The 24,787-nt window shown below is 60.6% G+C and carries 19 protein-coding genes; 8 read left to right on the top strand and 11 right to left on the bottom strand.

Features of this window, described 5'->3' with window-relative positions:
* The first annotated feature begins 24 nt into the window (after positions 1-24).
* The 4 genes from dctP to dld all read left to right on the top strand — a co-directional run bounded on the left by dctP (position 25) and on the right by dld (position 4,532).
* Positions 25-1,005 carry a TRAP transporter substrate-binding protein DctP gene (gene dctP, locus AC4CWH_RS21830; protein WP_491286533.1) on the top strand — a complete coding sequence of 327 codons (981 nt, stop codon included), beginning with the start codon at positions 25-27 and terminating at the stop codon, positions 1,003-1,005.
* Positions 1,002-1,493, top strand: a complete 492-nt coding sequence (locus AC4CWH_RS21825) for a TRAP transporter small permease (protein WP_491286534.1) — start codon at positions 1,002-1,004, stop codon at positions 1,491-1,493. Before dctP ends, AC4CWH_RS21825 begins: the two co-directional genes overlap by 4 nt.
* A complete protein-coding gene (locus AC4CWH_RS21820) occupies positions 1,490-2,767 on the top strand; it encodes a TRAP transporter large permease (RefSeq protein ID WP_491286536.1) in 1,278 nt (425 codons plus the stop codon). Before AC4CWH_RS21825 ends, AC4CWH_RS21820 begins: the two co-directional genes overlap by 4 nt.
* Positions 2,768-2,846: 79 nt before the next feature.
* Positions 2,847-4,532 carry a D-lactate dehydrogenase gene (gene dld, locus AC4CWH_RS21815; protein WP_491322285.1) on the top strand — a complete coding sequence of 562 codons (1,686 nt, stop codon included), beginning with the start codon at positions 2,847-2,849 and terminating at the stop codon, positions 4,530-4,532.
* Positions 4,533-4,741: 209 nt separating this feature from the next.
* Here dld and AC4CWH_RS21810 read toward each other — a convergent pair whose 3' ends face one another.
* The 9 genes from AC4CWH_RS21810 to AC4CWH_RS21770 form a co-directional block, all read right to left on the bottom strand.
* Positions 4,742-7,516: a M16 family metallopeptidase gene (locus AC4CWH_RS21810; RefSeq protein ID WP_491322284.1), complete on the bottom strand. Its 2,775-nt coding sequence runs from the start codon at positions 7,514-7,516 to the stop codon at positions 4,742-4,744.
* A complete protein-coding gene (locus tag AC4CWH_RS21805; RefSeq protein ID WP_491322283.1) occupies positions 7,516-10,431 on the bottom strand; it encodes a hypothetical protein in 2,916 nt (971 codons plus the stop codon). The genes AC4CWH_RS21810 and AC4CWH_RS21805 overlap by 1 nt, the downstream gene beginning before the upstream one ends.
* 129 nt (positions 10,432-10,560) lie before the next feature.
* Complete coding sequence (locus AC4CWH_RS21800; protein WP_491322282.1) at positions 10,561-11,574, bottom strand: FecR family protein; 1,014 nt, start codon at positions 11,572-11,574, stop codon at positions 10,561-10,563.
* A 104-nt stretch (positions 11,575-11,678) separates the two neighbouring features.
* Positions 11,679-12,194, bottom strand: coding sequence for an RNA polymerase sigma factor (locus AC4CWH_RS21795; RefSeq protein WP_491322281.1), 516 nt, complete (start codon positions 12,192-12,194; stop codon positions 11,679-11,681).
* A gap of 690 nt (positions 12,195-12,884) precedes the next feature.
* Positions 12,885-13,769: a MurR/RpiR family transcriptional regulator gene (locus AC4CWH_RS21790; protein ID WP_491322280.1), complete on the bottom strand. Its 885-nt coding sequence runs from the start codon at positions 13,767-13,769 to the stop codon at positions 12,885-12,887.
* A gap of 111 nt (positions 13,770-13,880) precedes the next feature.
* Positions 13,881-14,864, bottom strand: a complete 984-nt coding sequence (locus AC4CWH_RS21785; protein ID WP_491322316.1) for an ABC transporter substrate-binding protein — start codon at positions 14,862-14,864, stop codon at positions 13,881-13,883.
* A 7-nt stretch (positions 14,865-14,871) separates the two neighbouring features.
* Positions 14,872-15,936, bottom strand: a complete 1,065-nt coding sequence (locus AC4CWH_RS21780; RefSeq protein WP_491322279.1) for a FecCD family ABC transporter permease — start codon at positions 15,934-15,936, stop codon at positions 14,872-14,874.
* Positions 15,933-16,946, bottom strand: a complete 1,014-nt coding sequence (locus AC4CWH_RS21775) for a FecCD family ABC transporter permease (RefSeq protein WP_491322278.1) — start codon at positions 16,944-16,946, stop codon at positions 15,933-15,935. The genes AC4CWH_RS21780 and AC4CWH_RS21775 overlap by 4 nt, the downstream gene beginning before the upstream one ends.
* Positions 16,943-17,773 (bottom strand): ABC transporter ATP-binding protein, encoded by an 831-nt coding sequence (locus tag AC4CWH_RS21770; protein WP_491322277.1) that lies wholly within the window; start codon positions 17,771-17,773, stop codon positions 16,943-16,945. Before AC4CWH_RS21770 ends, AC4CWH_RS21775 begins: the two co-directional genes overlap by 4 nt.
* A gap of 397 nt (positions 17,774-18,170) precedes the next feature.
* Between AC4CWH_RS21770 and AC4CWH_RS21765 the strand changes: the two genes are divergently transcribed.
* Complete coding sequence (locus AC4CWH_RS21765; RefSeq protein WP_491322276.1) at positions 18,171-20,306, top strand: TonB-dependent siderophore receptor; 2,136 nt, start codon at positions 18,171-18,173, stop codon at positions 20,304-20,306.
* On the opposite strand, the gene AC4CWH_RS21760 is transcribed toward AC4CWH_RS21765, so the two are convergent.
* Positions 20,272-20,685, bottom strand: a complete 414-nt coding sequence (locus AC4CWH_RS21760; RefSeq protein WP_491322275.1) for a hypothetical protein — start codon at positions 20,683-20,685, stop codon at positions 20,272-20,274. The two genes, AC4CWH_RS21765 and AC4CWH_RS21760, sit on opposite strands and share 35 nt — an antisense overlap.
* A 227-nt stretch (positions 20,686-20,912) precedes the next feature.
* Between AC4CWH_RS21760 and AC4CWH_RS21755 the strand changes: the two genes are divergently transcribed.
* Genes AC4CWH_RS21755 through AC4CWH_RS21745 form a run of 3 tightly spaced genes read left to right on the top strand, consistent with a single transcriptional unit; the run spans position 20,913 to position 23,694 of the window.
* On the top strand, positions 20,913-21,932 hold the full coding sequence (locus AC4CWH_RS21755; protein ID WP_491322274.1) for a GntR family transcriptional regulator: 1,020 nt from the start codon (positions 20,913-20,915) through the stop codon (positions 21,930-21,932).
* Complete coding sequence (locus tag AC4CWH_RS21750; protein WP_491322273.1) at positions 21,932-22,951, top strand: ketopantoate reductase family protein; 1,020 nt, start codon at positions 21,932-21,934, stop codon at positions 22,949-22,951. Before AC4CWH_RS21755 ends, AC4CWH_RS21750 begins: the two co-directional genes overlap by 1 nt.
* Positions 22,948-23,694, top strand: coding sequence for an SDR family NAD(P)-dependent oxidoreductase (locus AC4CWH_RS21745; RefSeq protein WP_491322272.1), 747 nt, complete (start codon positions 22,948-22,950; stop codon positions 23,692-23,694). Before AC4CWH_RS21750 ends, AC4CWH_RS21745 begins: the two co-directional genes overlap by 4 nt.
* 52 nt (positions 23,695-23,746) lie before the next feature.
* Here AC4CWH_RS21745 and AC4CWH_RS21740 read toward each other — a convergent pair whose 3' ends face one another.
* Positions 23,747-24,700, bottom strand: a complete 954-nt coding sequence (locus tag AC4CWH_RS21740; protein WP_491322271.1) for an isoaspartyl peptidase/L-asparaginase family protein — start codon at positions 24,698-24,700, stop codon at positions 23,747-23,749.
* Positions 24,701-24,787: the final 87 nt, after the last annotated feature.

The following is a 24,787-nucleotide window of genomic DNA, read 5'->3' as shown; positions in this document are numbered from 1 at the left end:
CCCAAAACGGAGGAGGAAATTTTCATGAAATCCAGAGACTTGGCCCGGACAGCAGTGTTGGCGGGTATGGTGCTGGCTGTCGGCGTTTCAAACGCATCGGCCCAGACCACCCTGACGCTTACCCATTCCTCGCCCGCCGATAGCCACTTCGGCGTTGGCGCTGCCGCCTTCAAGAAGATCGCCGAAGAGAAATCAGGCGGCACGCTGGATGTCGTCATTCAACGTGTGGACAACGAGCGCGAGGCGATCGAAAGCGTTCAATTCGGCTCGCAGGAATGCGCCATGGGATCTGCCGGTCCGCTCGGCAACTTCGTGCCCGAAACCCGTGTTCTCGACGTTCCATTCCTGTTCGACAGCTACGCACATGCGCGCGGCGTGCTGGATTCGGATGTTGGAGGCGAATTGCTGGCGCTCTTCCCGGCACGCGGTCTCTATGGCGTTTCCTGGCTGGAAAACGGCTTCCGCAACTTGACGACAGGTGCCAAAAGCGTGAATGCGCCCGCGGATCTGCGTGGCATGAAGATCCGCACCATGGAAAATCAGGTGCATATGCAGGCATGGCAGGCAGCCGGTGTTCTGCCAACGCCAATGGCCTTTTCCGAGCTGCCTTCGGCGCTTCAGCAAGGCACGGTCGACGGACAGGAAAACCCCATTCCAGTCATCCTCGCCAACAATCTCGACATGATGCAGAAGCACCTCTACCTCACGCGCCACGTCTATTCGCCCGGTATTTTCGTCTGCAATCCGAGCTTCATTGACGGGCTGACGCAGGAACAGAAGAAGGCGGTGGAAGAGGGTGGAAAAGCCGCAACGGCCGCCAACCGCGCGCGCGTTGAGCAGGACGAAAATGCGGGCATAGAGACCCTGCGCTCGCGCGGCATCGAGGTGATCGAAGTCAACGACCGCGATGCTTATCGTGAAGCCATGGCCTCTGCAAATGCAGGCTTTGAAAAGCAGTTCGGCGCGGACCTCATCAAGCGCATCCGTGACTGGAAAGCGCAATGAGTTCAGTGGCCAGACTGATCCGTCGCGCAGACGCAATTATCGCAGGAGGGGTGGCAGCTGCCGCCTCTCTTGCACTGGCCATCGCCGTGGCGGCAAGCTTCTGGCAGGTACTGGGTCGCTTTGTCTTTCACGCACCGGCAAGCTGGTCCGAAGCCTTGACCCGTCTGGCACTGGTCTGGATGGTGCTGCTTGGCATTTCGATGGCCATACGCAAGGGCGCGCTGGTCGCAATCGACCTGGCCCGGGAAGCAGCAACCGGCAGGCTGCGCCGAAGCCTGGAAACGACGACGCTCATCTCCTGCCTCATCATGTTTGCAACGCTGTTCTGGTTCGGCATTGCCACGGCCCAGCGCGTGCGTATGCAGGAAATGGCGGGGCTTGAGATCTCGATGGCCTGGGGCTACGCCGCCATTCCCATAGGGGCACTGTTTGCAGCCCTTGGCGCAATCGTTCACTTCGTCGAAACCGGAAAGGATGCTGCGCGATGACCGGTGCAATTATCACCGCGATGCTGGTGTTCTTCGCCATTTCGGTGCCCATCGCTATCTCTATCGGCCTTGCCTCGATGATCGGGCTCTTCGGCTTCACAAGCCTGCCAGCCATCGTGATACCCCAACAGATCTATATCGCCCTCGACAAGTTTCCCCTGGCGGCGATTCCGTTCTTCATTCTGGCTGGCAATCTGATGGAAGTGGGCGGCCTTTCCCGCCGTCTCGTTGAATTTGCTCGCGCATTTGTGGGGCAGATCCAGGGCGGTCTTGCCGCCACCTGCGTGCTGACCTGCATGCTGTTTTCCGCCATTTCCGGATCCAGCGTCGCGACCACGTTTGCAGTCGGCGTCGTTCTCATCCCGGCCATGCGCAAGTTTGGCTATCCGGTCGGCTTTGTCGCGGCACTCATGGCTACGTCGGCGGAGCTGGGCGTCATCATCCCGCCCTCCATTCCGATGATCCTCTATGGCGTTGCCACCCAGACCTCCATTCCGCAGCTCTTCCTCGCGGGCATCATGCCCGGCCTGATGATTGCCGGGGCGCTGCTGTTGACGGCGGTTATCTGGTGCAGGGTCAAGGGTTGGGGCAAACGCGATGGCGAAGGTAGCCTGCCGCGCGCCACTGCAACGCGGCGTGCCGTCTGGGCACTTCTGATGCCGGTGCTGATTATGGGCGGCATCTATGGCGGCATCACCACCCCGACGGAGGCCAGCGTCATTGCAGTGGTCTACGCCATGCTCGTGGGTCTGTTCCTGCACCGGGAAATGTCCTGGCAGGATCTGCTCAACGCCTTCCGCAAATCCGTCATCACCTCGGCCGTCATCATGTTTATCATCGGTACGGCCAGTCTGATGGGCTACCTGCTGAACCGGCAAGGCGTTCCCGATGCCGCCGCCCTTTGGCTGACCAGCACCTTCGATGGTCCCGTTTCACTGATGCTGGCGATCAATGCCATGCTCTTCGTGATCGGTATGTTCATCGAGACCGGAGCCAGCATCATCGTGCTTGCGCCGATTCTCCAGGATGCCGCTGCCCGCGTCGGCATCGCGCCGGTGCACTTCGGAACGGTGATGGTCGTCAACCTCGCGCTTGGCATGATTACGCCACCGCTCGGTGTCAATCTCTTTGCGGCGGCCCAGATTGCCAATTGCTCCCTCACCCAGATGCTAAAACCCTTGCTGGTATTCGTCTCGGTCATTGTACTGTGCCTCATGGTGATCTCCTTTGTGCCCGCCATCAGCATGACATTGCCGGCATTGATCGGAAACTGACGCCACCCATCCGTCGAAAATCACCTGCCCCGTTTGCGGGGCGGGTCTCCATGCCCACGAAAACAAGAGTTGCGCTGCCATGAGCGGATCCCTGATCCACCAGTTACAGGAAATCGTCGGCCACCGTTTCGTCCACACCGGTGCGCGCCGGACCCGCCGTTTCCGGCGAGGATACCGCTACGGTGACGGCGAGGTGCTGGCAGCTGTCGAACCGGGTACGCTGCTTGAGCAATGGCAGGTGTTGCAAGCCTGCGTCATCGCCGATGTCGTCATCATATTCCAGGCGGCGAACACCGGCCTGACCGGCGGCTCGACACCCTTTGGCGAAGGCTATGACCGGCCCATCGTTATCGTCTCCACCCTTCGCAACAAGCGGATCGATCTGCTGGATCACGGACGGCAGGTGCTTTGCATGCCGGGGGCCACACTCGACCAGTTGGAACGGTGCCTGAAGCCGCTGGGCCGCGAGCCTCATTCCGTCATCGGCTCAAGCTGTATCGGCGCTTCCGTCACTGGCGGCATCTGCAACAATTCCGGCGGTTCGCTCGTCCAGCGCGGCCCGGCCTATACCGAACTTTCCCTGTTCGCCCAGGTGGATGCCGAAGGCCGTCTGCATCTGGTAAACCATCTCGGCATCCGCCTTGGCAGCAATCCGGCGGAAATCCTCGAGCGGCTTGATTGTGGTGCCTATAGTGCCGCCGAAGTGGACTTTCCCCAAGGGGCGCAGGCATCGGACATCGAATACAAGAACCACGTGCGCGACATTCGCGCCTCCACCCCTGCCCGCTTCAACGCAGACCCGCGCCGCCACTACGAGGCCTCTGGCTCGGCGGGAAAAATCGGCGTGTTCGCCGTGCGGCTGGACACGTTTGCCTTGGCAGAGCAGGAAAAAGTCTTCTACATCGGCACCAGCGATCCCGCCGAACTGGAGGCAATCCGCAGGCACATTCTGGCAAACCTCCAGAATCTGCCGATTGCCGGAGAATACATGCATGCCGATGCCTTCCGGGCAGCACAGGTCTGGGGCAAGGATCTCTATCTCTTCATTCGCGCGTTCGGCACCCTCAACGTGCCGCGCGCCTTTGCCGCCAAAAGCTGGTTCGACGGCCTGACGGAGCGCTTTGGCCTGGGCAAGACCATTTCCGACCATCTGCTCCAGTTCGCCAGCCGCCTGCTGCCTGAACACATGCCCAAACGGTTGATCGACTACCGGAACACCTATCCGCATCACCTGATGATCCGGGCGGGAGATGCCTGCATCGCCGAGATGCGACATTACCTTTCCTCGATCTTTCCGAGCGCCCGCGGCAATTTCATCGAATGCAGCGAGGCCGAAGGCAAGGCTGCGTTCCTCAATCGCTTCACCGTGGGCAGCGCCGTGGTGCGTTATCGGGCCGTTCACCGGCGCACCGTCGAGGATATCGTCGCTCTCGACGTTGCCCTGCCGCGCGACACGCTTGACTGGTTCGAGACCCTGCCACAATCGATTTGCGACAAGATGATGCTGAAGATCTATGTCGGGCATTTTCTCTGCCACGTGATGCATCAGGAATATCTGGTCCGGAAAGGCGAGGACTGCGAGGCGCTCGAACATGAGCTTTGCGCCCTGCTGGATGCGCGCGGCGCGGAATACCCCGCCGAACACAATGTCGGCCACCTCTATGAGGCAAAGTCAGCCTTGCGAGACTTCTACCGCAGCCTTGATCCCACAAACACCTTCAATCCCGGGATCGGTAAAACCTCCAAGTGCCGTCACTGGCACTGAAGCCGAAAAATGCAATCTTGAACCCAAGTTCCCACAGGCAGCTCATGTCGACCGCCGCACGCAGGCATCGTCAACTTAGCGGAATTTGGAACTTGATGTTGAATAGCGACGATCATGGGCCAAAGTCACGTTGCCACCTCCCTGGCATAGACCTCAGAGATTGCCGAGCGCGCACCCAGATCAGGGCACGCCCAGCGTCATGGCATCCGTTATTCCGGAGTTTCGATAAGCACCACAAGGTTGGTGAGATCGAAAACATGCCGGGCATGACGGCTCATTCCATCGGCGGTCAGCTTGTCACCCAGCGCTTGCACGCGCCTCAGATAACCGGCGTCCCCGTATCGCTCGTAGCTGAGCGCCAGTCTGCGCAACAAGGTGGCTGGATCGGTCTTTCGCTGCTGCTCGGCATCGGCAATATCTTTGCGCAAAGCTGCTATATCAGCATCGCCAAGAATTTCTGGCATGCGTTTCAGCGTTTCAAGGGCTGCATGGCTTAACTCGTTGGCACGCTGCGGAGCGCAGGAAAAAGACAGCTCCCCCACAACACGGTCGGTATCTTTATCGAGCTTCAGGTCAAAGTTGACAGAATAGACGCCACTCAGGCGGTGCCGCAGCTCTGCCTTCAGCGCTTGTTGGGTCGGCAGGTTGAATGTCGACAGGATGAAACCGGCCTCCGGCGTCCAGTCGTGTCGCGAGGAAAAGCTGATCCGAACCTGCGCCCGATCATCGCCCTTCGTGTGAAGATTTTGCCACTTGATATCGCTCTTCTGCTGGGGTGCAGATGCCGTCAGAACGGCCCGCCTGTCCAGGCCGCCTGCCATTGCAAAGACCTTGTCAAGAGCCGCATCATCCGGTTTGGGGCCAACTGCAAACCAGATTACGGGCTGACGCAGCAAGGCCTGTGCAGCCGCCTCCAGCCTTTCACCCGTGACGGCCTGCGTGTCGTCCTGTTCGTCAGTATCGGGACCATAGACCAGATCGCTGAAGGCGTCGGTCCTCGCGCTGAGATTCGCTCTAGACTCGGCAAAGGCAGGAACGGCCGCATCGCGCACCAGACCGTGCTCAACCGTGGCCGCATAGTTCCTCATCAGGTCCGGCAAGTGCTGAGGCTCGACCACAGCGCCGACATCCAGATGGCCGGCATGCAGGGCCCAGGACCAGGTCTGCGTCTGTTTTTCCTGCCACCGGTCATACTCGGCCTGCGACCAGAAGCCAAAACCGCTCTGCGTCCACAGCTGGAGTGCCGCCTGAGACAGCAGGCTGCCGAATTGCTGGTTGCGGTAGCCGACGGACGAACGCCCGGACAGATAGATTTTTGACGCGGGTGTCTGATGATCCAGCCAGACGAAGCGGTCGCCATTTGACAGACGCCACTCGGTTACCGTCGAATGAGGCTCTTGCTCGACGCTGATCACCCCGCCAGAGGGCAGCGCTGCCCCCTTCTGCGGCCAATCGGGAATGGCCGCCGGCATTGCCGCTGGCAGCGGTTTATCAGGCATGGGCAGAGGCGGCAGCTGCGCCAAACGCGCAAGACGCTCGCGTTGTGCCGACAGGACGGCAGGATCAGGCGCGATGGCGCGCTGCGCGCCGGGAAACTGATAGAGCATCACCTGATCGGGTGCGCCCAGCATCCAAGCCAGTCTGTCATTCACTGTCTGAAGGCTGATCTGTTCAAGCAGTTCGCCTGTGCGCTCAGTACGTCGTTGCGGATCAGACAGGATGCCTTGCATGAGAACGGCCGAAGCGATGCGGTCTTCCCACTCGGTGAAGGTGCGCGTTCGGGCAGCGTCTGGATTGCGCGCATTGATGGCTCTGGCATCGGCCATCACAGCCTCGAAATCCGCTTGCGCGATACCCTCTCGCCGAAGGCGCTCGGCGACGTCCATGAGCAGTTCAGCGGCGTTTTGATGATCCTTGGTCTTTCCGTTGAGAGCAAGAATCAGTCGATTCTCGGTCGGCTCCTGGAGTACGAAGCTAAGGCCATCCAGTTTGTCAGAATAGGCGGTGGCAAGCCTTCCGATCTTTTGGCGGATCAGCCGGTCCAGCAGATACTTTTCGAGATAAGCCTTGGAACCAGCACTGCTGGCACGGTCCGGCATCGGCAGGCGAAAGGCGTAAGTGACCTGCGAGGTCGAACCTTTTTCATCCTGGACAACGCCGCCACTCAATTCGTTTTTCAAGGGAAAGGCGACATAGCTGCGGTCCGGTTTTGGACGAGCTTGGGCGCGCCCGAAAGACTGTTCGATTGCGGAACGGACGGCTTGCGCATCAACCTGACCCGATACGATCAACACCATGTTCGACGCGGTATAGAAACGATCATGGAAGTCCTGCATCGTGTGCACGCTTGCCGCCATGATCCCTTCGCGGGTACCGATCGTCGGTCTGTCCACATAGCGGGAACCTGCCCGCAATACGGCCTTCTTTTGTCGATTGATACGGTCAGCCGCTCCTTCCCCAAGCCTCAACTCTTCCAGAATGACGAGCCGCTCCTTCTCCCAGTCAGACCGCTTGAAGCTTGGATACAGAACCATGTCGGCCAGCAACGACAACGCAACGTCTGCGCCGCTGCGATCGCCCGGGCGGGTGCGGATCATGAACTGGGTCTCGGTCTCGCGGGTCATCGCATTGATCTCCCGCCCTGTGCGCCAGCCGATCCGATCCAGATAGCGGTGGACAGTTTCCGGATGGGATGCCGTCGATTGAAACACCATGTGTTCGATGATGTGAGCGATGCCGCTCGGCTGCTCCTCATCAACCGAGCCCGCGCGAACGATCAGGCGGATATTGTATGGGTCTGCCGGCTTCTCGCTGTCGTAAATGTAATACGTCAGGCCATTGGGGAGCTGCCCTTGAACCAGACGTGGATCCCACTCAGGCTCATGCGCGGGACTGCAATGGGCCGGCACATTCGTGGCCACCGTTAAGATTGCCACCAACAGAAAACACAAGTTTCGCCCGGCGAAGAAGCGTACAATACTCATCAAAAGGTCGCCTTCGCGCCGACCCAGACCGTGCGACCGATGATCCACGGGTGATCTTCATCCGCAGTGGAATTGCCGATCTCGTTGAACAGGTTCTCGACCTTGATGTTCACCGAGAAGCTACGGTCGTCCTTTTTATAGGCAATGTAGCTGGCGGCCAGATCGAAGGTAACCAGACCATCGAAGTCGAAATCCTCGTAGATTTCGTGGGAAATTCCGTTCACGTTGATGTTCTGGTTGGTCGTCTTCACGCCCGTATAGGCAAAGTTGTAGTTGGCGGAGAGATTGACGTCCAGCCGCTCCTCAAGCCAGGCACTGGCAAGCCCCGCCTGCAGGCGCACGGGAATATCCATGTTGCCGGTGACGACGTTGAACCCCTCCTTGGTGTAGGACTGGTTCTTGTACCAGACATAATCGTCGTCCAGATCACTCTCGAAATAACTGTTGTTGGACACTTCGCGCTGTGACCACGTCACCGACGCATTGACGGAAAGCCCGTCCAGACCGGCAATGCCGGGCGTCGCGAGTTCCCTGGTATATTCCGCCGAGACAGACTGATAGGCACCGGTTCCATCATTGGTGAGAATAGCCGGGCCCGACGAGGTGGGGTTTTGCGTCGCGTATTGGTCCTTCGCTCGTCGGTCGAGATAGCGGATACGCCAGTCGCCATCCAGGAGCGGTTCCGTGCCGGATAGGGACAGGGTGAACTCGTCGGTATAGGGGGTGTCGAGACCGGAGGCGCTGTTGACGTAATAGGTGGCAGTGGTTGGCTTCCAGGTATCCGGAACCGTCGCACCGGTGCGGGAGCGCGTAAATGTCTGCGGGCGCGGTTGTCCGTCACGAATGGCGAAAGCCAGCGACTTTGCATCGTAATACCGGTTGTAACCGGCAGAAACCGCAAAATCCTGCCATGGCGTGACCGTTGCGACCACACGCGGCGCAATGTCCAGATTTTTCATGTAGTCGTCGTAGGAAAGGCGGGCACCGGCGCGCAGTGTGAACCAGTCCCATTTTTGCTCGACTTCGCCGTAGGTGTTAAAGCTGTTCAGAGAAGCCTTGGTGTTGAAGGCCTTGTAGATCGTCTTGCTGACAGCAAATTGCTCCGGTGAGCAGGCTTCGGCATTCCCGCAGTTGAACGCGGAGATACCCGTCACCTCGCCAAGCGTGGTGTAATTGGAGAAGTAGACGGCTTCTTCCGGTCGACGGCGATGGGCTGTCACATGAGAATAGTCGGCGCCTAGCAGAAACGTGCCGTTCCCCACATCCCCGTTCAGTTCCTGTGACCAGTCCCACCTCTCCTGCCCCTGTTCCAGATCCCCGCCAGTGGCACCTTCATAACAAACCTGCGTGCCGCTCGTCATCGGAAGGCCCGTCTGGCACCAACTGGACTGTTCGGTTGCCTGCCATATCAACTGCCCCGCGCGCCAGAGCGCCTGATCATATACGTAACCAATATTGCTGCTTTTATCGTTCAGCGAATTGGAGGTGCTGAAGCCCAGCTTGGATTGCAGCTTGACGTTGGAGAGCGCCAGACCGCCCAGTTCAAGATCCTCGAACTCGTAATCGTTCTGAAGCTTGGAGACAAAGGAACGCTTGCTGAGATCGATCGCCATGTCACGCCAATCAGTGTTGTCCCAGCTCCGGTTGTAACGGGTGTAGACCCCTTCCAGCGTGAAATCGCCGAAATCGCTCTCAGCGACAGCCTGACCGCGATAGAATTCATTTTTGGAATTCTCCTCGATGTCACGGTCCTGTGTGTAGATATAGTTGCGCTCCTTGTTCGTCACGCCAGACGAACGGCTGTATTCGCCGAGCACCGCAATATTGTCCGTGAGCGGGCCGGTGAGCGTGAACGCGCTCCGCCGCTGCAGATATTCGTTTCTGGCCACGTTTGCCGGATTCAGCCCGTCATCCGTACCGAGGATGAAGCCGCTCCAGTCACTTGTCGTGAAATCGGTGCTGACACTGCCGCGCAACCGGTCCTTGCTGGCATTTTTCAGGTCGTAGGAAACAACGCCCCCCTGGAAATTGCCGTATTTTGCCGAGGCATTGCTGTCGATGACCGTAACGCTTTCCACGAAATCGCTCGGCACATAGATCGTCTGCGAGTGCAGGTCGAACATGCGGTCGGCATTGGGCGGCGATTTGTCGTCTTCCAGATCAGCGCTCGTTCCATAGCGATCCTGGCTACCGGTCACGGTATTGATATCCATGCCGTTCAGGATGAAATTGTTCTCATAGATGCGCGCGCCGGAAATCGAAACTTCCTTGGGCCGAAGGTCGATCACGGTCTGGTCGGTTGCGCCTGCCGAAGTGCTGATGTCGTTCTGGTACTGGGCGTTCGGCAGGTTTCGCAGGATGCCGTTTGCGTCGCCGCCCTGGCTGCGCAGCGCGATCTGGCCTCCGGCGACGGTGCTGGTGCCGGTATCTGCCAAGCTGTCGGTGCCGAGAATGACGCCATTGGAATTGGCTTGAATGAGGACGGTATCCAGGACCGTAGCCCCATCATTGACACCTGAAGCATCAGTGCGCGTATCACGATCAAAGAGGACGCCTGCATCGGTGCCCGTCTGCCTGAACCCGATACCTGTGCCTTCGAGCAGCATCTGAAGCGCGCGTTCAGGTGACACCGTCGCCGTGATGGCGTGCGAGCGCTTTCCGGCGGTTAAGCCTGCCGGATAACCGATCTGCCAGCCCGTCGCACGGATGAAGGCCTTCAATGCCTGATCGAGGGGCTGAGACTGTATGAGAAAGTCCCGCTGGCTGCTGGAACTGGTTGCTTGCGGCCCCGTCTGGCCGAGTGCATCCCCTGCCAAAGCAATCAAAGTGGCCAGCGCCGATGTCGCCAGCAAGGCTGTCATCCGGCCTGCGCGCTTTGAGCAAATCCCCATGGTCAGCATGTCCGTCTCCTGCATGCGTCGCCATCCCTCATGGCGACACCCCCTTCTGGTCACCCCGTTTCCTGTGGGGTGGCGGCAGCTTCCGACTGCCTACGCAAGCAATGACGTTCGACCCTGCAAAACCTCACAAAGAAAGTTGAGTAACTAACGAATGATTATATAGCCCCCGGGAAGGCTGATGGCGCGACCGCCTGCGGCGGCGGCTATTCCGGTCATCATGGCTTGTGACCGTTCAAGACGGAAATTGCCACTGATGGGGACATTCAAGAGCGTGCGGTTGAGGACTATGATGCGCTCCGGCACCTTGTCTGCAAGATCATCGAGAACATCCTCCAGCCGCTTGTCAGCGAACACATAGCGCCCTTCCAACCAGCCAAGCACTTCATCGCGATCGAACTCAGATACGTCCGATATCATCATCCGATCGGCTTTGACCATTTGACCAGGCAAAAGATGTCTGCGGGGTAAAGACGGATCGTGATGGGCCGCATCAACCCGACCGGCTTCCAGAGAGATCACGTCGTCGCCAGGTTCGACCTTTACGGCAAACTGTGTTCCCAGAACGAAGGTGTCAGTAAAACGTCCCTCGACGCGAAACGGGTGTGCCGCGTCGTGAACGACATCGAACCATGCTTCGCCAGCAAGTATCTTAACGCCACGCTGGTTATTGTTAAAATCCAGTTTGACGGCGCTCTTGCTGTTGAGAACCATCCGAGACCCGTCGGGCAGCCGGATGTCTGTGGTTTGCCCAACCCTTGTCTGGTAGTCGGCCTGCAACCACACGAAGAGGTCAGGGCTAAACAGCTGCAGACCCATCGTGAGAAGCAGGAAAGCGACAGCCGCCTGCCAGTGCCAGCGACGCGTGCGTATCGGCATCCATTGCCGTTTTCGTCTGACCGGTTCCGGCTGGGCGGGACAGACCGGCCACAGGCGGGAGGCTTCCAGAATGGTCTGATCGCCCCAGATTGCCTCAACCTCCTGGAAGGCTGCCCGGTTGGCAGGTGACGCAGCCAGCCAGGTGCGATAGGCCCTATCAAGGTCGCCGGACACCGCGTCCCCGCTGTGAAGACGCACATACCACTCGAGTGCTGCATCCAGATCAGGGTCGGCATGACAGTAGCTCTCAGGTGAGCCGGAGCCGACAGCAGTCTCACTCATTGTTCAGCCTCCACACGCATCGGACGACATAATGCGCCTCATGTAGGTGACGTTTGGGACGAAGGATTCGCCCAATTTTTTCCCCATAAGCTGAACGTTTTTCTCTACGCATCTCGATTCATTCGCCTTTTTAGATCCACAAAAAGGCCCATGACCATTTTCATGTCGTTGAAAACCGTGTTGGGAGAGACATCGAGATGCTGAGCGATCTTCGGATAGGACCAGCCCTCCAGGCGGCTTAGCAGCCACACCTCACGCGCCCGCGCCGGCAGCTTCTCCATGTGCTGGATAACTATCCGCAGTTCATCACGGGCGTTCAACCGCTGCTCACCGGTTGGCCCTGTGTCGGCAATTTCCTCAAGATGATCTACGCCAACGCCGGACGAGATCCGGCGCGCCGCGGTCTTGCTGCGGCGAAGATGGTCCAGCGCCAGATTACTCCCAATCTTCCACAGAAAGGCTTCGAGATTATCAGGGGTGCGCGTCTCCAGCGACTTGCGCGCTCGCACATAGATCTCTTGCGTAAGATCATCAGCCATCACCCGATCACCGATGATGGCGGCGATACTGCGGGAAAGGCTCGCTCTGAGAGACAGATAGACTGCATCAAGTCTATCCATGGTTGTTGGCGTGGAACAGCATATCGTTCAGATTTAATATGAGTATAAAATTCATGTTTAATCATTCTGAGTCAGGCGGTCAAATTCTTTATTGCACCTATCCGTTTGAAGAAGCTGGGCGGCTGGACAGAAATCGGCCGGCTATTAACAAGTGTCGATGATCGGTGCCAATTGCGCTTGAGCGGTTTTGGCTGCCAGCCAGAGGAAAACCGCAATCGGACCTCTTGATCCGGCCAGGATTTTCGACCACGTCCGAAAAGCAAAGGCACCCGGCTGCTACTGTTGCCAAGGAGCACAGTTGATTGGAGGCGGGTGAGAAATGAGGGCTGATTGCGCACCAGTCCTGCTGCGGTCGCTCTTCCTCTCCTCCATCATACGCAAGGTACTTGGCTGCGGCTCAGACCGCCACCACGGCTGCTGCCATGTTTGGCAGTGGCGGCCTGCACTCCGGCGTAGAGCTTGGCTGGGACAGTGCCGGCGTCGAGACCACGATTAACGCGAAGCGAACGGCAAGGTTACTGGGATTGGAGCCAGCATCCGCAATGATCTTCGCCGATTCCAGCCGGTGGCCGATTGTAACCGGCAAGGTTGTCCGGCCTGCCAACTCATCCAGAGCGTGTCCACGTTACTCGGGGTCATATCCGCGGGATATAAACTAGATGGCGCATTCTTGCGGTCCGAACCAGTGCCTTATTTTGAATGAGGACGGATCACGTTTCGAAGCTCGACAAGACGTTCAAGCGTTTGGAGCGTCGGCTCGGGCTGTGTTGCGCAATAGGCGATGTGCAGCAATTCGATCGCGAAGACGGAAGGCGCATGCAGGGCGATCAGTTCCGTCTTGCTGCGCGGAAGAACAACAACCTCCGTCGCGTGACTGCGCAGTGGCGTATCGCTTTTTCCAAGCACCATCATGATGGGGATCTCAAGCCGTTCCGCTTCGGCAATGGCGGCCATTGCCTCCCGGTGAGCCCTGCCGTGCAGAAGCATGATCAGCATGTGCCCCTTGCGCATGGCCAGAAGCTGTTCCGCAAGTGCAATGCCGGTTGCATTCAGCGAATAGCTTGGCAAGCCGGAGCGCCAAAACAGGCGCGCACCGTAATCCGCGATGATGCCCGAGGCTCCGATACCGAAAACGCCCAGGCCCTCGGCGGCCCCCAGATGCTGCGCGATGGCCGCAATGGCACGCCGGTTCTGCGCAGACGAAAGCGCATCGACGGTCGTCGATGTCGCTTGGAGCACGAAGTCCAGCGCCTTGTTGACGTGGCCGTCCACATCACGAAGCGTTGCCGCCATCTTCTCGATCGGCGAATCCGTTTCTCCGAGCCAGGCTTCCAGAACATCCTTCAGTTCGCGCAGCCCGCTGAAGCCCAGCGACTGGATGGCGCGAATGACGGTCGCGTCCGACGCCCCGGTCTCGAATCCGATCTCGAGTGCGGAAAGTCCGAGGACCCGGTGGCGGTGGGCGTCGATGAACTCGACAACCTTCAGGAGGCTTGGAGACAGGCGCGCGCGGCGTTTTGCGAGCTGGTCTGCGAAACGGTCCTTGAAGCGAACGGGTCTTTCCTGCGATGACATGGGACGATCCGGTCTTTCACCGCTCCTGCGTTTCACTGTGGTCCATCGTTTAGAACAGACCGCAAAGCCAAGACAAGAGCGAAGCCCGGCAGCCGGTTTTGCCTTGCGCCGTCATCGCGCCGGCATGGCGAGGCCGGATGGCTCCGGCGACGTTCCAGAACCCGGCGGCCTGGGGCCAAACGCTGTCTGCACGATGGCGACCATGCGCGACAGGGCCGCATAAGAGTTCGAAATTGCCTCTTCGCGGGGGATCAGGATATAGCGCCCGTTGCGGCAGGCGGACAGAAACCTGCAAAAGCCCGGCACCATTCTTTCCATGGCGGCAATCTCTGCCCTGGCGCCCTGTTTGCGGTCGGATCGGTAGGGGTCAAAGATCACGTCGGCATCGAGATCCGGCAGTCGCTCGACGCTGACGACAATGCTCTGGCCTGCGGGAATGTCATCGATCAGCGGCGGGAAGCGGAAGCCGGCATCGCGCAGCACCTGTCCGATCGCGCGGTAGCTCTGGTAGACATTGAGCTTGCCACGAAGGGGCTGGAAAACGGAAACCAGGTGCTTTTCCGGCTGCACCTCTGCCTTCATCAGGGCGAGCTGCGCGCGGTAACGGCTGTCCAGCCGCCTGAATTCGGCTTCTCTTCCGGTGGCAGCGGCAAGCAGGGCATAAACATGCGGCGCACCGAGATCGGAATTGATCACAATGGTCGGCGCGAGTTTTTCGAGCGCCTCCACCGGCGTGGCACGCGAAATCTCCGTGACGATCAGATCCGGCTTCAGCGCGGCAACGGCCTCCAGATCGGTCTCGGCGGCACCGATGAAAGCAATGTCGCTGTTGTCGAAATCGATGCCCGTCAGCAGTTTCGACGAGCGCAGATAGGGCTTGCCGTCGCCTGTAAGCCGCCCGTGGCTGGCAATCGGCATGGCGCCGAGTTCGATGAGCGGGATCGTGACGTCGATGTCGTAATTGGAGACGATCCTTTCTGCAGGGCGCGTCAGCGTGACCGAGCGCCCGAGGTCGTCGACGATCGTCACCGCCCTTGCGACAGTCGGCGCGATCACCAATGCGATAAGGATCAACGTAAGGAGGCCGGATCGTATCACGGCTTCATATCCTGTTTCCACGGAGCCAAAGAAGAAGGATCAGGACCGGCGCGCCAATCGCTGCCAGCGAAATACCGACCGGCAGGCGAGTGGGCGAAAAGGCGATGCTGCCGGCAAGATCGGCAACCATGACCAGCAGCGCCCCGATGAGCGTGGCACAGATCAGTCGGCCCGCCAGCCCCTGCCTTGGCAGTAAGCGTGCCATGTGTGGCGCAACCAGGCCGACAAAGCCGAGCCCGCCCGCGACCGACACGCTGGTTGCCACCAGAAGAACGGCTATCGCAAGGCATGCAACATGCAGCCGTGTCTGATTGATCCCAAGCGCAGACGCGGTGGCCGCCCCGAGGTCCAGAAGCTCCGCCTGCCGGGCAAGGCCAAGGCATGCGATGGCTGTCGGAACGAACACGACCAGGGCAAGGCGCACGGCCGGCCAATCCGCTCCTTCCAGGCTCCCCGCAAGCCATATCATCGCGCGTTGAAGGCTGCGGATATCGGCAGATGCCAGCAGGATGACGAGCGCCGAGGACAGGCACCAGGAGATGCCGAAACCGATCATCACGAATTTGAGGGGACTTGCACCCCGTGCAAGGAGGCTGACCACCAGCCCGGCAAGCAGGCCGCCGGCAAGGCCAACGACCGGCCGCAATGCGAGCGGCGCCTGAGGCCATGCGAGAATGAGGGCGACGATGAGGAGGGCGGCAGCCGATCGCACGCCCATGAGGCCTGGATCGGCAAGGCCATTGCGCGTCACATGCTGCGTCAAGGCGCCTGATAGCGCCAGCATGGCGCCACTCAGCATGGATAGGCACAGTCGTGGCGCGCGCAGGCTGCCAAGGATGATGCTGTCGGTCTCGTTGACCTGTTCCAGTCGCAGCCAGGCAAGGATCGTGGCAAGCGGGATCGGGCGGCTGCCGAGCGATAGGCCGAGCCAGACGACGAGAAGCAGGCAGAATGCAAGAAGAAGGTTTGCCGCAAGCCCGCGCACGGCAAGGCGGGTGGAAAACGGACCGAGGCGCAGGGCAAGGCGTCGTGCATTCCTTGCGGGCGGGGGCATAAGGAAGCGGCTCATGTGAGCCTCCTTGCCACCAACCAGATGAAGACGGGGGCGCCGGCAAGTCCGGTCAAGGCCCCGGTCGGCAGTTCGGTCGGCGCCAGAAGTCCGAGGGCCAGAATGTCTGCCGCAAGCAGGATCGCGGCTCCTGAACCGGCAACCAGCAGGAAGGCCCCCCATGAGGGACGCTGATGCAGGCGGGGCCAGAGGGCCGGCGCCATCAGGCCGACGAAGCCGATCGGGCCGACAAGGGAAACGGCAGAACCGCACAGCAACGCCGTCACGACGAGCGCCGCGACACGGGTTTTGCGCACCGAAGCGCCGAGCGCGACGGAAATGCTCTCGCCAAGGCTGAACGTGGCAAGTTGCGGCATCAGCAGGCAGCCAGCCACAAGCCCGAGCGCGACGGCCGGTAAGGTTGACCAGACGGCGGCGGCGCCAACGCCGGCAGCGTCTCCCACCAGCCAGAAACGCAACTGCTCCAGCGTATCCTCGTTCAGGATGAGGATTGCGGAGACAAGGGCACTGGCAAGTGCGGAAAGCGCAATCCCGAAGAAGACCATCCTGACGGGGTCGAACCTGCCTGATCCCACCGCAGACAGGGCGAGGACAAGACCGAACAGCCCGGCTGCGCCGAGGCTTGCGGCAAGCGGCATCAGGATGTCCGGCAGCCCGACCGGCTGGTAGGTGGTCACCAGTACGACGGCAAGGCTTGCTCCCGCATTGAGGCCGAGAACATGCGGCTCCGCCAGACGATTGCGCATCGCCACCTGCAGCAGAAAACCCGCCGCCCCGAGCGCTGCTCCCGCAACGATGCAGGCGATGGCACGCGGCAGCCTGAGGGACAGGATCACGAAATGGTCGAAAGCGTCGCGATCCGGGGAAAGGATGGCATCGAGCATGACAGAGGCCGGAATGGGCCGCGCACCCTGCTGGATGTGGAGGATGGCCAGCACCGCCAGAACGGTCAGCATCGGCAACAGAACGTACCTTTCGCGGCCATGACCGGCGCGGCTCATGGCAATCATGGCTGGGTTTCCGGCTGCCGCGACGTGCAGGGCAGAAAAACAGGCAGCCCGTTTTGCGGGTGCGACAGGCTGACCACCGGCATCTCGAACACCTCTTCTATGATCCGGCCATCGCATTGCGACGGGTGCGTCAGGACGTGGCGGATCCTGCCCCCCTTCAGGAAAACCAGCCGGTCGGCATATTGAAGCGCCATGTTGAGGTCATGCAGGACACAGACCACCGTGCGACGATGACGGCGAACCAGATCGCGCAGCAGATCGAGAATGGCGACCTGATGGGCGGCATCGAGAAAGGTGGTCGGTTCATCGAGCAAAAGCAGCGGGGTTTCCTGAGCCAGCACCATCGCAATCCAGGCCCGCTGCCTTTGCCCGCCGGACAGGGTTTCCACCGGCCTGTCGGCCAGATCGGCGATGGCGGCGAGAGCGAGCGCTTCGCCAACGGCCACTTCATCCTGGCGGCTCCACTGGCTGAAAAAGCCCTGATGGGGAAAACGGCCACGGGCAACCAGGTCGAACACGCTGAGACCTTCCGGAACGGGCGGCTGCTGCGGCAACAGGCCCAGCACGCGCGCCACATGGCGGGTAGGAAACGTCGCGAGGTCGCAACCGTCGAGACGCACACATCCGTCAAGCGCCGGCAGCAGGCGGACAAAACCCGCAAGAAGGGTCGATTTTCCAGAGCCATTGGGCCCCAGCAGAGCCGTCATGCAGCCTTCGAAAATATCAAGTTCGATATCCTGGACCACAGCCTGCCCGCCATGTCCGACGGAAAGCGCTTCTGCCGTAAGCCTGCTTCTGGTCGGCGTTTCGCCGAATCTGCTGGTCATGCTCGAAAATGCTCGCGTTGCGGAAGCGGGTTTGTCTGCATAGTTGAATGTAGTAGTCAACTATAAGCGCCCATGCTTTTTGTGTCAGAGCCCATCATCGCCGGTCCTTGCGGCCGTTAGGCTGCCCTTTCGATGCAAGGCTGGAAGTGTCGTCTGCAGCACCCTGCAGCCCGTCCTGCAATCGTCAGCCCTGCCCGCCTCCGATTAGGTCTTTTGTTTTCATTGGGAAAATCTGTAGTTTTGACCAGGCATCGCACCAGTCCATCCGACAGATCGGGCCCTTTGCCGCCTCCATGCTCGCCTCGCCGTTTCCCCGGTCGTCGCGCACAAAAACTTGACTACTACATTCCACTATCGAATGACCGGTCAACCCAATTCAAACCACACGTGACTTTTGATGAGAATGCGCCACCATATCGCCCTGCTTTGCACGACCCTGTCGCTTGGCCTCACCTTCAATACGTTCGGCCCTGGCGCCCTGGCGCAGGACGGTGCAGCGCTTCAACTGGACCCAATCTTCATCAATGGCGAGAATGACAAGGCGGCATACAAGACCTCCCGCACCGCAACCGCAACCCGCACGCAGACGCCGGTCAAGGACATACCGCAGGCGGTGACCACGGTTGCCCCGCAAGTCATCCAGGACAAGGCGGCCAACAGCCTGGACGACGCGCTGTCGGATGTCAGCGGGATCACCCAGGGAAATACCATTGCCGGGGCCAACGACGCCATCATCCGCCGCGGATTCGGCGAAAGCCGGGATGGTTCCATCCTGACCGACGGCCTCAACACGGCCCTGCCCCACAGCTTCAACGCCACGACGGACTATGTCGACGTGCTGAAGGGGCCGGCCTCCACGCTCTACGGCGTGCTTGATCCGGGCGGCATGATCAATGTGGTCACGAAGAAGCCGCAAGACAGCTTTGCCGCCGAAGCCTGGACGAAATTCTCCGCCTATGGCGCCGGGCAATATTCCAAGAAGGCCGGCTTCGACATCACGGGGCCGATCACGGATACCGATCTTTCCTACCGCCTGATCGTCGAGGGCGAGGATGGCGATTACTGGCGCAATTTCGGCAAGAACCGCAACTGGCTCGTCGCACCATCGCTGTCATGGGAAGGCGAGGACACAAAGATAGGCATATCCTACACGCATCAGCACTACCTCAATCCCTATGATCGCGGCACTGTTTACGACACCGCCAACCGGCAGTTCCTCGACATCAGCCGCCGGCAGCGCCTGGACGAAGACTGGTCGGAGGTGGATGGCGATTCCGATCTGTTCAAGCTTTCGCTGGACCGAGAGCTGGGCGACGACTGGAACCTGGCGCTGAACTACGGGTGGAGCAAGGACAGCTTTTCCGCCGACCAGACCCGTGCCATCGCCTACAACGCAACGACCGGTGTGCTGACCCGCCGCTCGGACGTGCGCGGCTACTACGATACCACCGTCCACTCGCTGCGGGCGGACCTGACGGGTAGCGAGGAACTTTTCGGCTTCAATAACGAGTTCCTGTTCGGCGCGGCCGTGCGGGACGAGCGCATTTCCCGCGCGGCCCTGCAGCAGTGCAACGACAGCACCCGATTCAATGTCAATCAGCCCGTCTACGACACCATATCGCCCTGCACCTACGATGCGGCGACTTCGACGCGGGAATATCAGCGCCTGCGCACACAGTCCGTCTACGCCCAGGACCGTATCCACCTTTCGGACGAGTGGATCGCCGTTGCCGGCCTGCGCCTGGAACATTATGACGTCGTGGCCGGCAGCGGCAGCACGGTCAACAGCGATACGGACGGGCTGGCGCTGATCCCCAATGCCGGGCTTGTCTGGTCCCTCAGCCCTGAAGCGTCGCTCTACGCCAATGTTGCACGGACCTTCAGGCCCAACAGCTCGATCAACAGCCCCTATGGCAGTCTCGATCCGGAAAAGGGCATTTCTTATGAAATCGGCTCGAAGGTGGATTTCAACAGCTGGCTGAGTGGCACGCTGGCGGTTTACTCCGCCGAAAAGAAGAACGTCGCCTATTCGGAAACAGTGAACGGAAAGACGGTTTATCGCACCGCCGGGCTGGTCCGCTCCAAGGGCATCGAACTTGATCTCGCCGGCCAGCTGACGGATGACGTACAACTGATCGCAAGCTATGGCCTGACCGATGCAGAGGTGGTGGACGATCCCAAATACGCCGGCAACAGCTTAGCAAACGTCGCAAGCAACACGGCCGCCTTGCGTCTGGCCTATGATTACGGCGCGGTGTTCGGCGGCCGCGGCAGCCTGCGTTTCGGTGGCGCCGTGCGCGCGGTCGGCCAACGGGCCGGGGACGCCGCCAACAGCTTCCACCTGCCCGGATACGGCGTCGCCGATTTGTTTGCGACATACCGGATCGAACGAGAGCACCCGGTCGAGATCCAGCTGAACCTCAACAATATCTTTGACAAGGTCTATTACACATCCTCGATCGGCAATTCGGCCTATGGTGTTGCCGTTGGCCAGCCGTTCAATGCAAGTCTGACAGTGCGGGTGGCCTTTTAAAACGGTGGACGCGGAGGCGTCCACGCGCCCGGCTCCAAGCGCCCTGCGCCACCGTTTTCAGTTCGGCGGACGCACTGACGAGCGACGCGGGGATGCGCGCCAGAACCGCTGTCGCCGCCGCTGCCTGTTCCACGGCGTGGAGACGCGCGTCGTGGGGATCGTTCCCGGCCAGTTCCGCCCGTGCATCTTCGATCGCCCGCTGCAGCCCCTCACCTGTGGCCATGTCGCGAGTCATACCGACGAGGGTCGCAATCTGCTTGCTCCGGGCGTCCAGGCCGCCGGGCGGCATCATCGTGCGGCTGCCCCAGGTCAGCAGGTTGACGGCACACAGAACGTCGTTGAGCCTGGCGATCTGCTGTTCGAAGGCATCGAAACTCATGGGCACTGATCCTGTCGGCTGGTCATGGCGGCATAGGGCCTGAATGGTCCATACGTCACGGCCATTGGACTATGAGATCCGGCAAAACTCTTTAATTGTTCTATTAGATTGATACGATTCCCTGGGACATAGCGGCTGCTGCCTGCGGTTCCACGCGATCTATTGACTGAGGTCAGTCTGAGTGAAAAGATCGTATCATTCTCTTAATACGGATATCGACGCTCGCCATGCAGCTCGCCATCGATCGTACATTGCCGGTCTCCCTGCGCAGCCAGCTTCACGGCCTGATCGAGTATGGGATCAGCTGCGGCGATCTTGCGCCTGGAGAGGCACTTCCATCCGTGCGGGAGCTGGCGGAAACGCTCGGCGTTGCTCCGATGACGGTCGCTCAGGTCTATGCCGACCTGAAGGCCGCAGGCCTCGTCGAAACCCGCCCGGGAGCCGGCACCTTTGTCAGCAATCACCAGCAGGTGCAGGCATTACCGCAGGGCGCAATGTCGACCCTCTACAGGCAGATCGACGCTCTGATCGACCAGAGCCGCAAGCTGGGCATGCGATCGGTCGACCTGCTAGCGGTCATCGGTGGGCGCGTTTCGCACAGCACCTCCCAAGACCGCAAGCGGCGCATCCTCATGATCGGCCTGTTCGGCGAGGCGACGGAAAGCTACGCCCGGTTCATCGCCGAACGCCTGGGACCTGAGGTGATCGTCGAGCCGGTGACGATTGGCGCCCTAGAGAGTGATTTGGCGACACGGGCGCGTGCCCGCGCGGCGGATCTTGCGGTGACGATCATGAGCCGGCTGAAGCAGGTCGAGGCGCTCCTGCCGGAGACCCGCGTGGTGGCTATCCGATTTACACCCTCACAGGAAACCCGGCGATCGCTCGCGTCGCTGGATTCGCTTGCACGAATTGCAGCCGTCTCCCGTTTTGCCGAGTTCCTTCCGATCCTGAAGAGCGGCGTGACGCGGTTTGCACCGCATGTCGCCGACGTGGCCGCAGACACGATCGACAGTCCCGGGCTGCTGGCGAGGGTCTCGCAGGCCACTGTTCTGGTGTTTGCCACGGGGGCCGAAGCCATACTGGCGGAGATCCCCCATGACATGCCGAGCATCGAATACCGCCACGCCCCCGATACCGCCGATATCGAGCGGATCATCGTGCCGGCCCTGCGTCTGGTCGGCCAGGAGCCACGGTCGGACGCGACCGACCAACACAATAAAGATCTTGTGCAGAAGGAAACGACGTAATGAGCCAGCCGATCGTGATCTGGGGAGCGGGCGCCATTGGCGGCACGCTTGGAGCCGCCTTCCTGCGGGCCGGCGAGGATGTCATTTTCGTCGACACCGTCAAGGACCATGTGGATGCCATCAACGCTGGCGGCCTTCGCATCGCCGGGCCGATCTTCGAGGGCGCCTTCAAGGCCAAGGCCTGCCTGCCCCAGGACCTCCATGGAGAATTCTCGCGCATCTATCTCTGCGTCAAGGCGCATCATACGGAAGATGCCACACAGGCGCTGGTGCAGCATCTGTCATCGGACGGTTACGTGGTCTCCGCCCAGAACGGCTTGAACGAGCAGGTAATTGCCCGTATCGTCGGCGAGCATCGCGTCGTCGGCTGCTTCGTCAACTTCGGTGCAGATTACCTGGAGCCGGGCCTGGTCCACTACAGCGGCCATGGCGCCGTCGTCATCGGCGAACTCGATGGTCGGTTCTCCGATCGCGCCGAGGCGATCTATGAGCTGCTGAAGCAGTTCGAGCCGAAGGCGTTGATCACCAACAACATCTGGGGCTTCCTGTGGGGAAAGATGATCTACGGGGCGCTGCTGTTCGGCACGGCGCTGACCAATGACAGCATTGCCGATGTACTGGACAACCAAGCCGCGCGTCCGGTCCTGCGCAAGCTCGCGCTTGAGGTGGCAACCGTCGCGGCGATCAACAACATCACACCAGAAGCTTTTGACGGTTTCGATCCCTCGGCCTTCGGTCCGCTTGCACAACAGCAGCAGACCGATCGCTCCTTCGACGACATGGTCGCGCACAATCGTCGCTCGCTGAAATCCCATTCCGGTATCTGGCGCGATCTGGCGGTGCGCAAGCGCAAGACAGAAGTGGACGCCCAGGTACTGCCGGTCGTATCGATCGGCCAGGATTCCAAGGTTCCGACGCCGATGGTGGCAAGACTGGTGGAGATGATCCACGAGATCGAAGAGGGTCGGCGTCCGCTCGACCTCGCCAACTTGGAAGAGCTTGGAAAGGCCGGCGCATGAACATTTCATTCGAGGACAAGATCGTCGTGGTGACCGGTGCGGCACACGGGTTCGGGCGCGCGATCGCCCACGGATTTGCGAGCCGTGGCGCCCGCGTCCACGCATGCGACGTGAACGAAGTCGGCCTTGAAGAGACGATCGCGCTGTGCGGCGGCCATGCCATCGCCCATAATCTCGATGTCGGCAATCGTGCCGACGTCCAGGCCTTGGTCCCCTCCTTCGGCGCCGTCGATATTCTCGTCAACAATGCCGGTGGCGTGCGTGGCCAGATCGGGCGCCCGATCGAGGAGATCAGCGAAAGCGACTGGCAGGCCATTCTCGACGTCAACCTGTCGGGCGCCTTCTTCATGGCGCAGGCGATTGCACCCGCCATGAAGAAGAAGCGGGCCGGCCGCATCATCAACATCTCCAGCGGCGCAGGGCTTGGCATCTCGCTCACGGGCATCCAGTCCTATGCCAGTGCCAAGGCCGGCCAGATCGGCCTGACCCGCCAGCTCGCCCATGAGCTCGGACCCTGGAACATTACCGTCAACAATGTTGCGCCGGGCTTTGTGCGGTCCAACCCCGCGACGGAACGCCAGTGGGAGGCGATGGGCGAAGACGGACAGCAGCGGCTCTTGAACAACATCGCGCTGAAGCGCCTTGGCAGCGCCGAGGACATTGCCGCCATGGTGATGTTCTTCGCCTCGGAGCATGCGAGCTGGATCTCCGGCCAGATCATCAGCGTCGATGGCGGCAAGTAGAATGCTCGGTGCCACCCGAGCAGGGTGATCTCGGTGTCGTTGTCGCAAGCTGTCAGTCGGGCTGGATCCTGAAAACGTCCGAATGGGTGCCGACAAAGAACTCGCCCTCTGGCGTCACCCAGCCACGGAACATGCCATCGGTATTGTAGGGGGCGGTGATCGACCCATCCGCCCCCACGGCGACTAGGCCCGCGCCGATATTGTGTTGCTTCAAGTCTTGCTGGACGACCTTGGCGGCCGCAGCTTCCAGGCTTTCGCCGAGGTAGGCGAAGCGGCTGGCAATCTCGTGGCCAACGGCATAGCGCATGAAATACTCACCCTTGCCGGTACCGGACACGGCGCAGGCCCCGTCACGCGCATAGGTGCCTGCGCCGATGATGGGAGTGTCGCCGATGCGACCGTCCGGCTTGTTGTTATAGCCGCCCGTGGAGGTGGCGGCCGCCAAATGCCCGTCGGCATCGAGCGCCACCGCGCCGACGGTGCCATGTTTCTCTGCTTCGCTCGCCTTCGCAGCAGTGCCGGCCACCGCATGCGCTTTCATGGCCGCAAGCGCCTTGGTACGTCGCTCGGTGGTGAAGTAGTCGGGCTCGACCATGTCGAGACCCGACTTCTCGGCGAAGGCGTCGGCTGCCGGTCCGCCCAGAAGGACAGCGTCTCCGGCTTCCATGACGGCGCGGGCGGCTTTGATCGGGTTCCGGATGCGCTGAACGAGTGTAACGGCGCCGGCTTCCAGCGTCCTTCCGTCCATGATCGACGCATCGAGTTCGTGCCGGCCCTCGGTGTTTAGAGCTGCGCCGTAGCCGGCATTGAACTGAGGGCTGTCTTCCATGATGACGACTGCGGCCTGAACCGCGTCGAGCGCCGAACCACCAGCCTCAAGGATCTGCCAACCGGCCTTCAGCGCGCGCCCGAGATCGATGCGCGCCGCCGCCCAATCATCGTCGCTGAGGTCGAGTTTTGCCATGACGCCGCAGCCGCCGTGAATTGCAAGAGCGATCTTTCCCATCGGTATCCTCCCATTGATGTCTGTGTTCTTTCCAGCAAAAAAGCCGGGCAACGCGCCCGGCCGATTGTTGCAGTTCGACGTCCGCCC

It is taken from the genome of Neorhizobium sp. PAMB6716 (assembly GCF_058242805.1).
The sequence above is the reverse complement of the archived record's forward strand: the minus strand, read 5'-3'. Positions and strand labels throughout refer to the sequence as shown.

What these genes read in the sequence shown, in the direction of transcription:
- dctP (WP_491286533.1), top strand. Translation starts at nt 25, where the DNA reads ATGAAATCCAGAGACTTGGCCCGGACAGCAGTGTTGGCGGGTATGGTG.
- AC4CWH_RS21825 (WP_491286534.1), top strand. Translation starts at nt 1,002, where the DNA reads ATGAGTTCAGTGGCCAGACTGATCCGTCGCGCAGACGCAATTATCGCA.
- AC4CWH_RS21820 (WP_491286536.1), top strand. Translation starts at nt 1,490, where the DNA reads ATGACCGGTGCAATTATCACCGCGATGCTGGTGTTCTTCGCCATTTCG.
- dld (WP_491322285.1), top strand. Translation starts at nt 2,847, where the DNA reads ATGAGCGGATCCCTGATCCACCAGTTACAGGAAATCGTCGGCCACCGT.
- AC4CWH_RS21810 (WP_491322284.1), bottom strand. Translation starts at nt 7,516, where the DNA reads ATGAGTATTGTACGCTTCTTCGCCGGGCGAAACTTGTGTTTTCTGTTG.
- AC4CWH_RS21805 (WP_491322283.1), bottom strand. Translation starts at nt 10,431, where the DNA reads ATGCAGGAGACGGACATGCTGACCATGGGGATTTGCTCAAAGCGCGCA.
- AC4CWH_RS21800 (WP_491322282.1), bottom strand. Translation starts at nt 11,574, where the DNA reads ATGAGTGAGACTGCTGTCGGCTCCGGCTCACCTGAGAGCTACTGTCAT.
- AC4CWH_RS21795 (WP_491322281.1), bottom strand. Translation starts at nt 12,194, where the DNA reads ATGGATAGACTTGATGCAGTCTATCTGTCTCTCAGAGCGAGCCTTTCC.
- AC4CWH_RS21790 (WP_491322280.1), bottom strand. Translation starts at nt 13,769, where the DNA reads ATGTCATCGCAGGAAAGACCCGTTCGCTTCAAGGACCGTTTCGCAGAC.
- AC4CWH_RS21780 (WP_491322279.1), bottom strand. Translation starts at nt 15,936, where the DNA reads ATGAGCCGCTTCCTTATGCCCCCGCCCGCAAGGAATGCACGACGCCTT.
- AC4CWH_RS21775 (WP_491322278.1), bottom strand. Translation starts at nt 16,946, where the DNA reads ATGATTGCCATGAGCCGCGCCGGTCATGGCCGCGAAAGGTACGTTCTG.
- AC4CWH_RS21770 (WP_491322277.1), bottom strand. Translation starts at nt 17,773, where the DNA reads ATGACCAGCAGATTCGGCGAAACGCCGACCAGAAGCAGGCTTACGGCA.
- AC4CWH_RS21765 (WP_491322276.1), top strand. Translation starts at nt 18,171, where the DNA reads ATGAGAATGCGCCACCATATCGCCCTGCTTTGCACGACCCTGTCGCTT.
- AC4CWH_RS21760 (WP_491322275.1), bottom strand. Translation starts at nt 20,685, where the DNA reads ATGAGTTTCGATGCCTTCGAACAGCAGATCGCCAGGCTCAACGACGTT.
- AC4CWH_RS21755 (WP_491322274.1), top strand. Translation starts at nt 20,913, where the DNA reads ATGCAGCTCGCCATCGATCGTACATTGCCGGTCTCCCTGCGCAGCCAG.
- AC4CWH_RS21750 (WP_491322273.1), top strand. Translation starts at nt 21,932, where the DNA reads ATGAGCCAGCCGATCGTGATCTGGGGAGCGGGCGCCATTGGCGGCACG.
- AC4CWH_RS21745 (WP_491322272.1), top strand. Translation starts at nt 22,948, where the DNA reads ATGAACATTTCATTCGAGGACAAGATCGTCGTGGTGACCGGTGCGGCA.
- AC4CWH_RS21740 (WP_491322271.1), bottom strand. Translation starts at nt 24,700, where the DNA reads ATGGGAAAGATCGCTCTTGCAATTCACGGCGGCTGCGGCGTCATGGCA.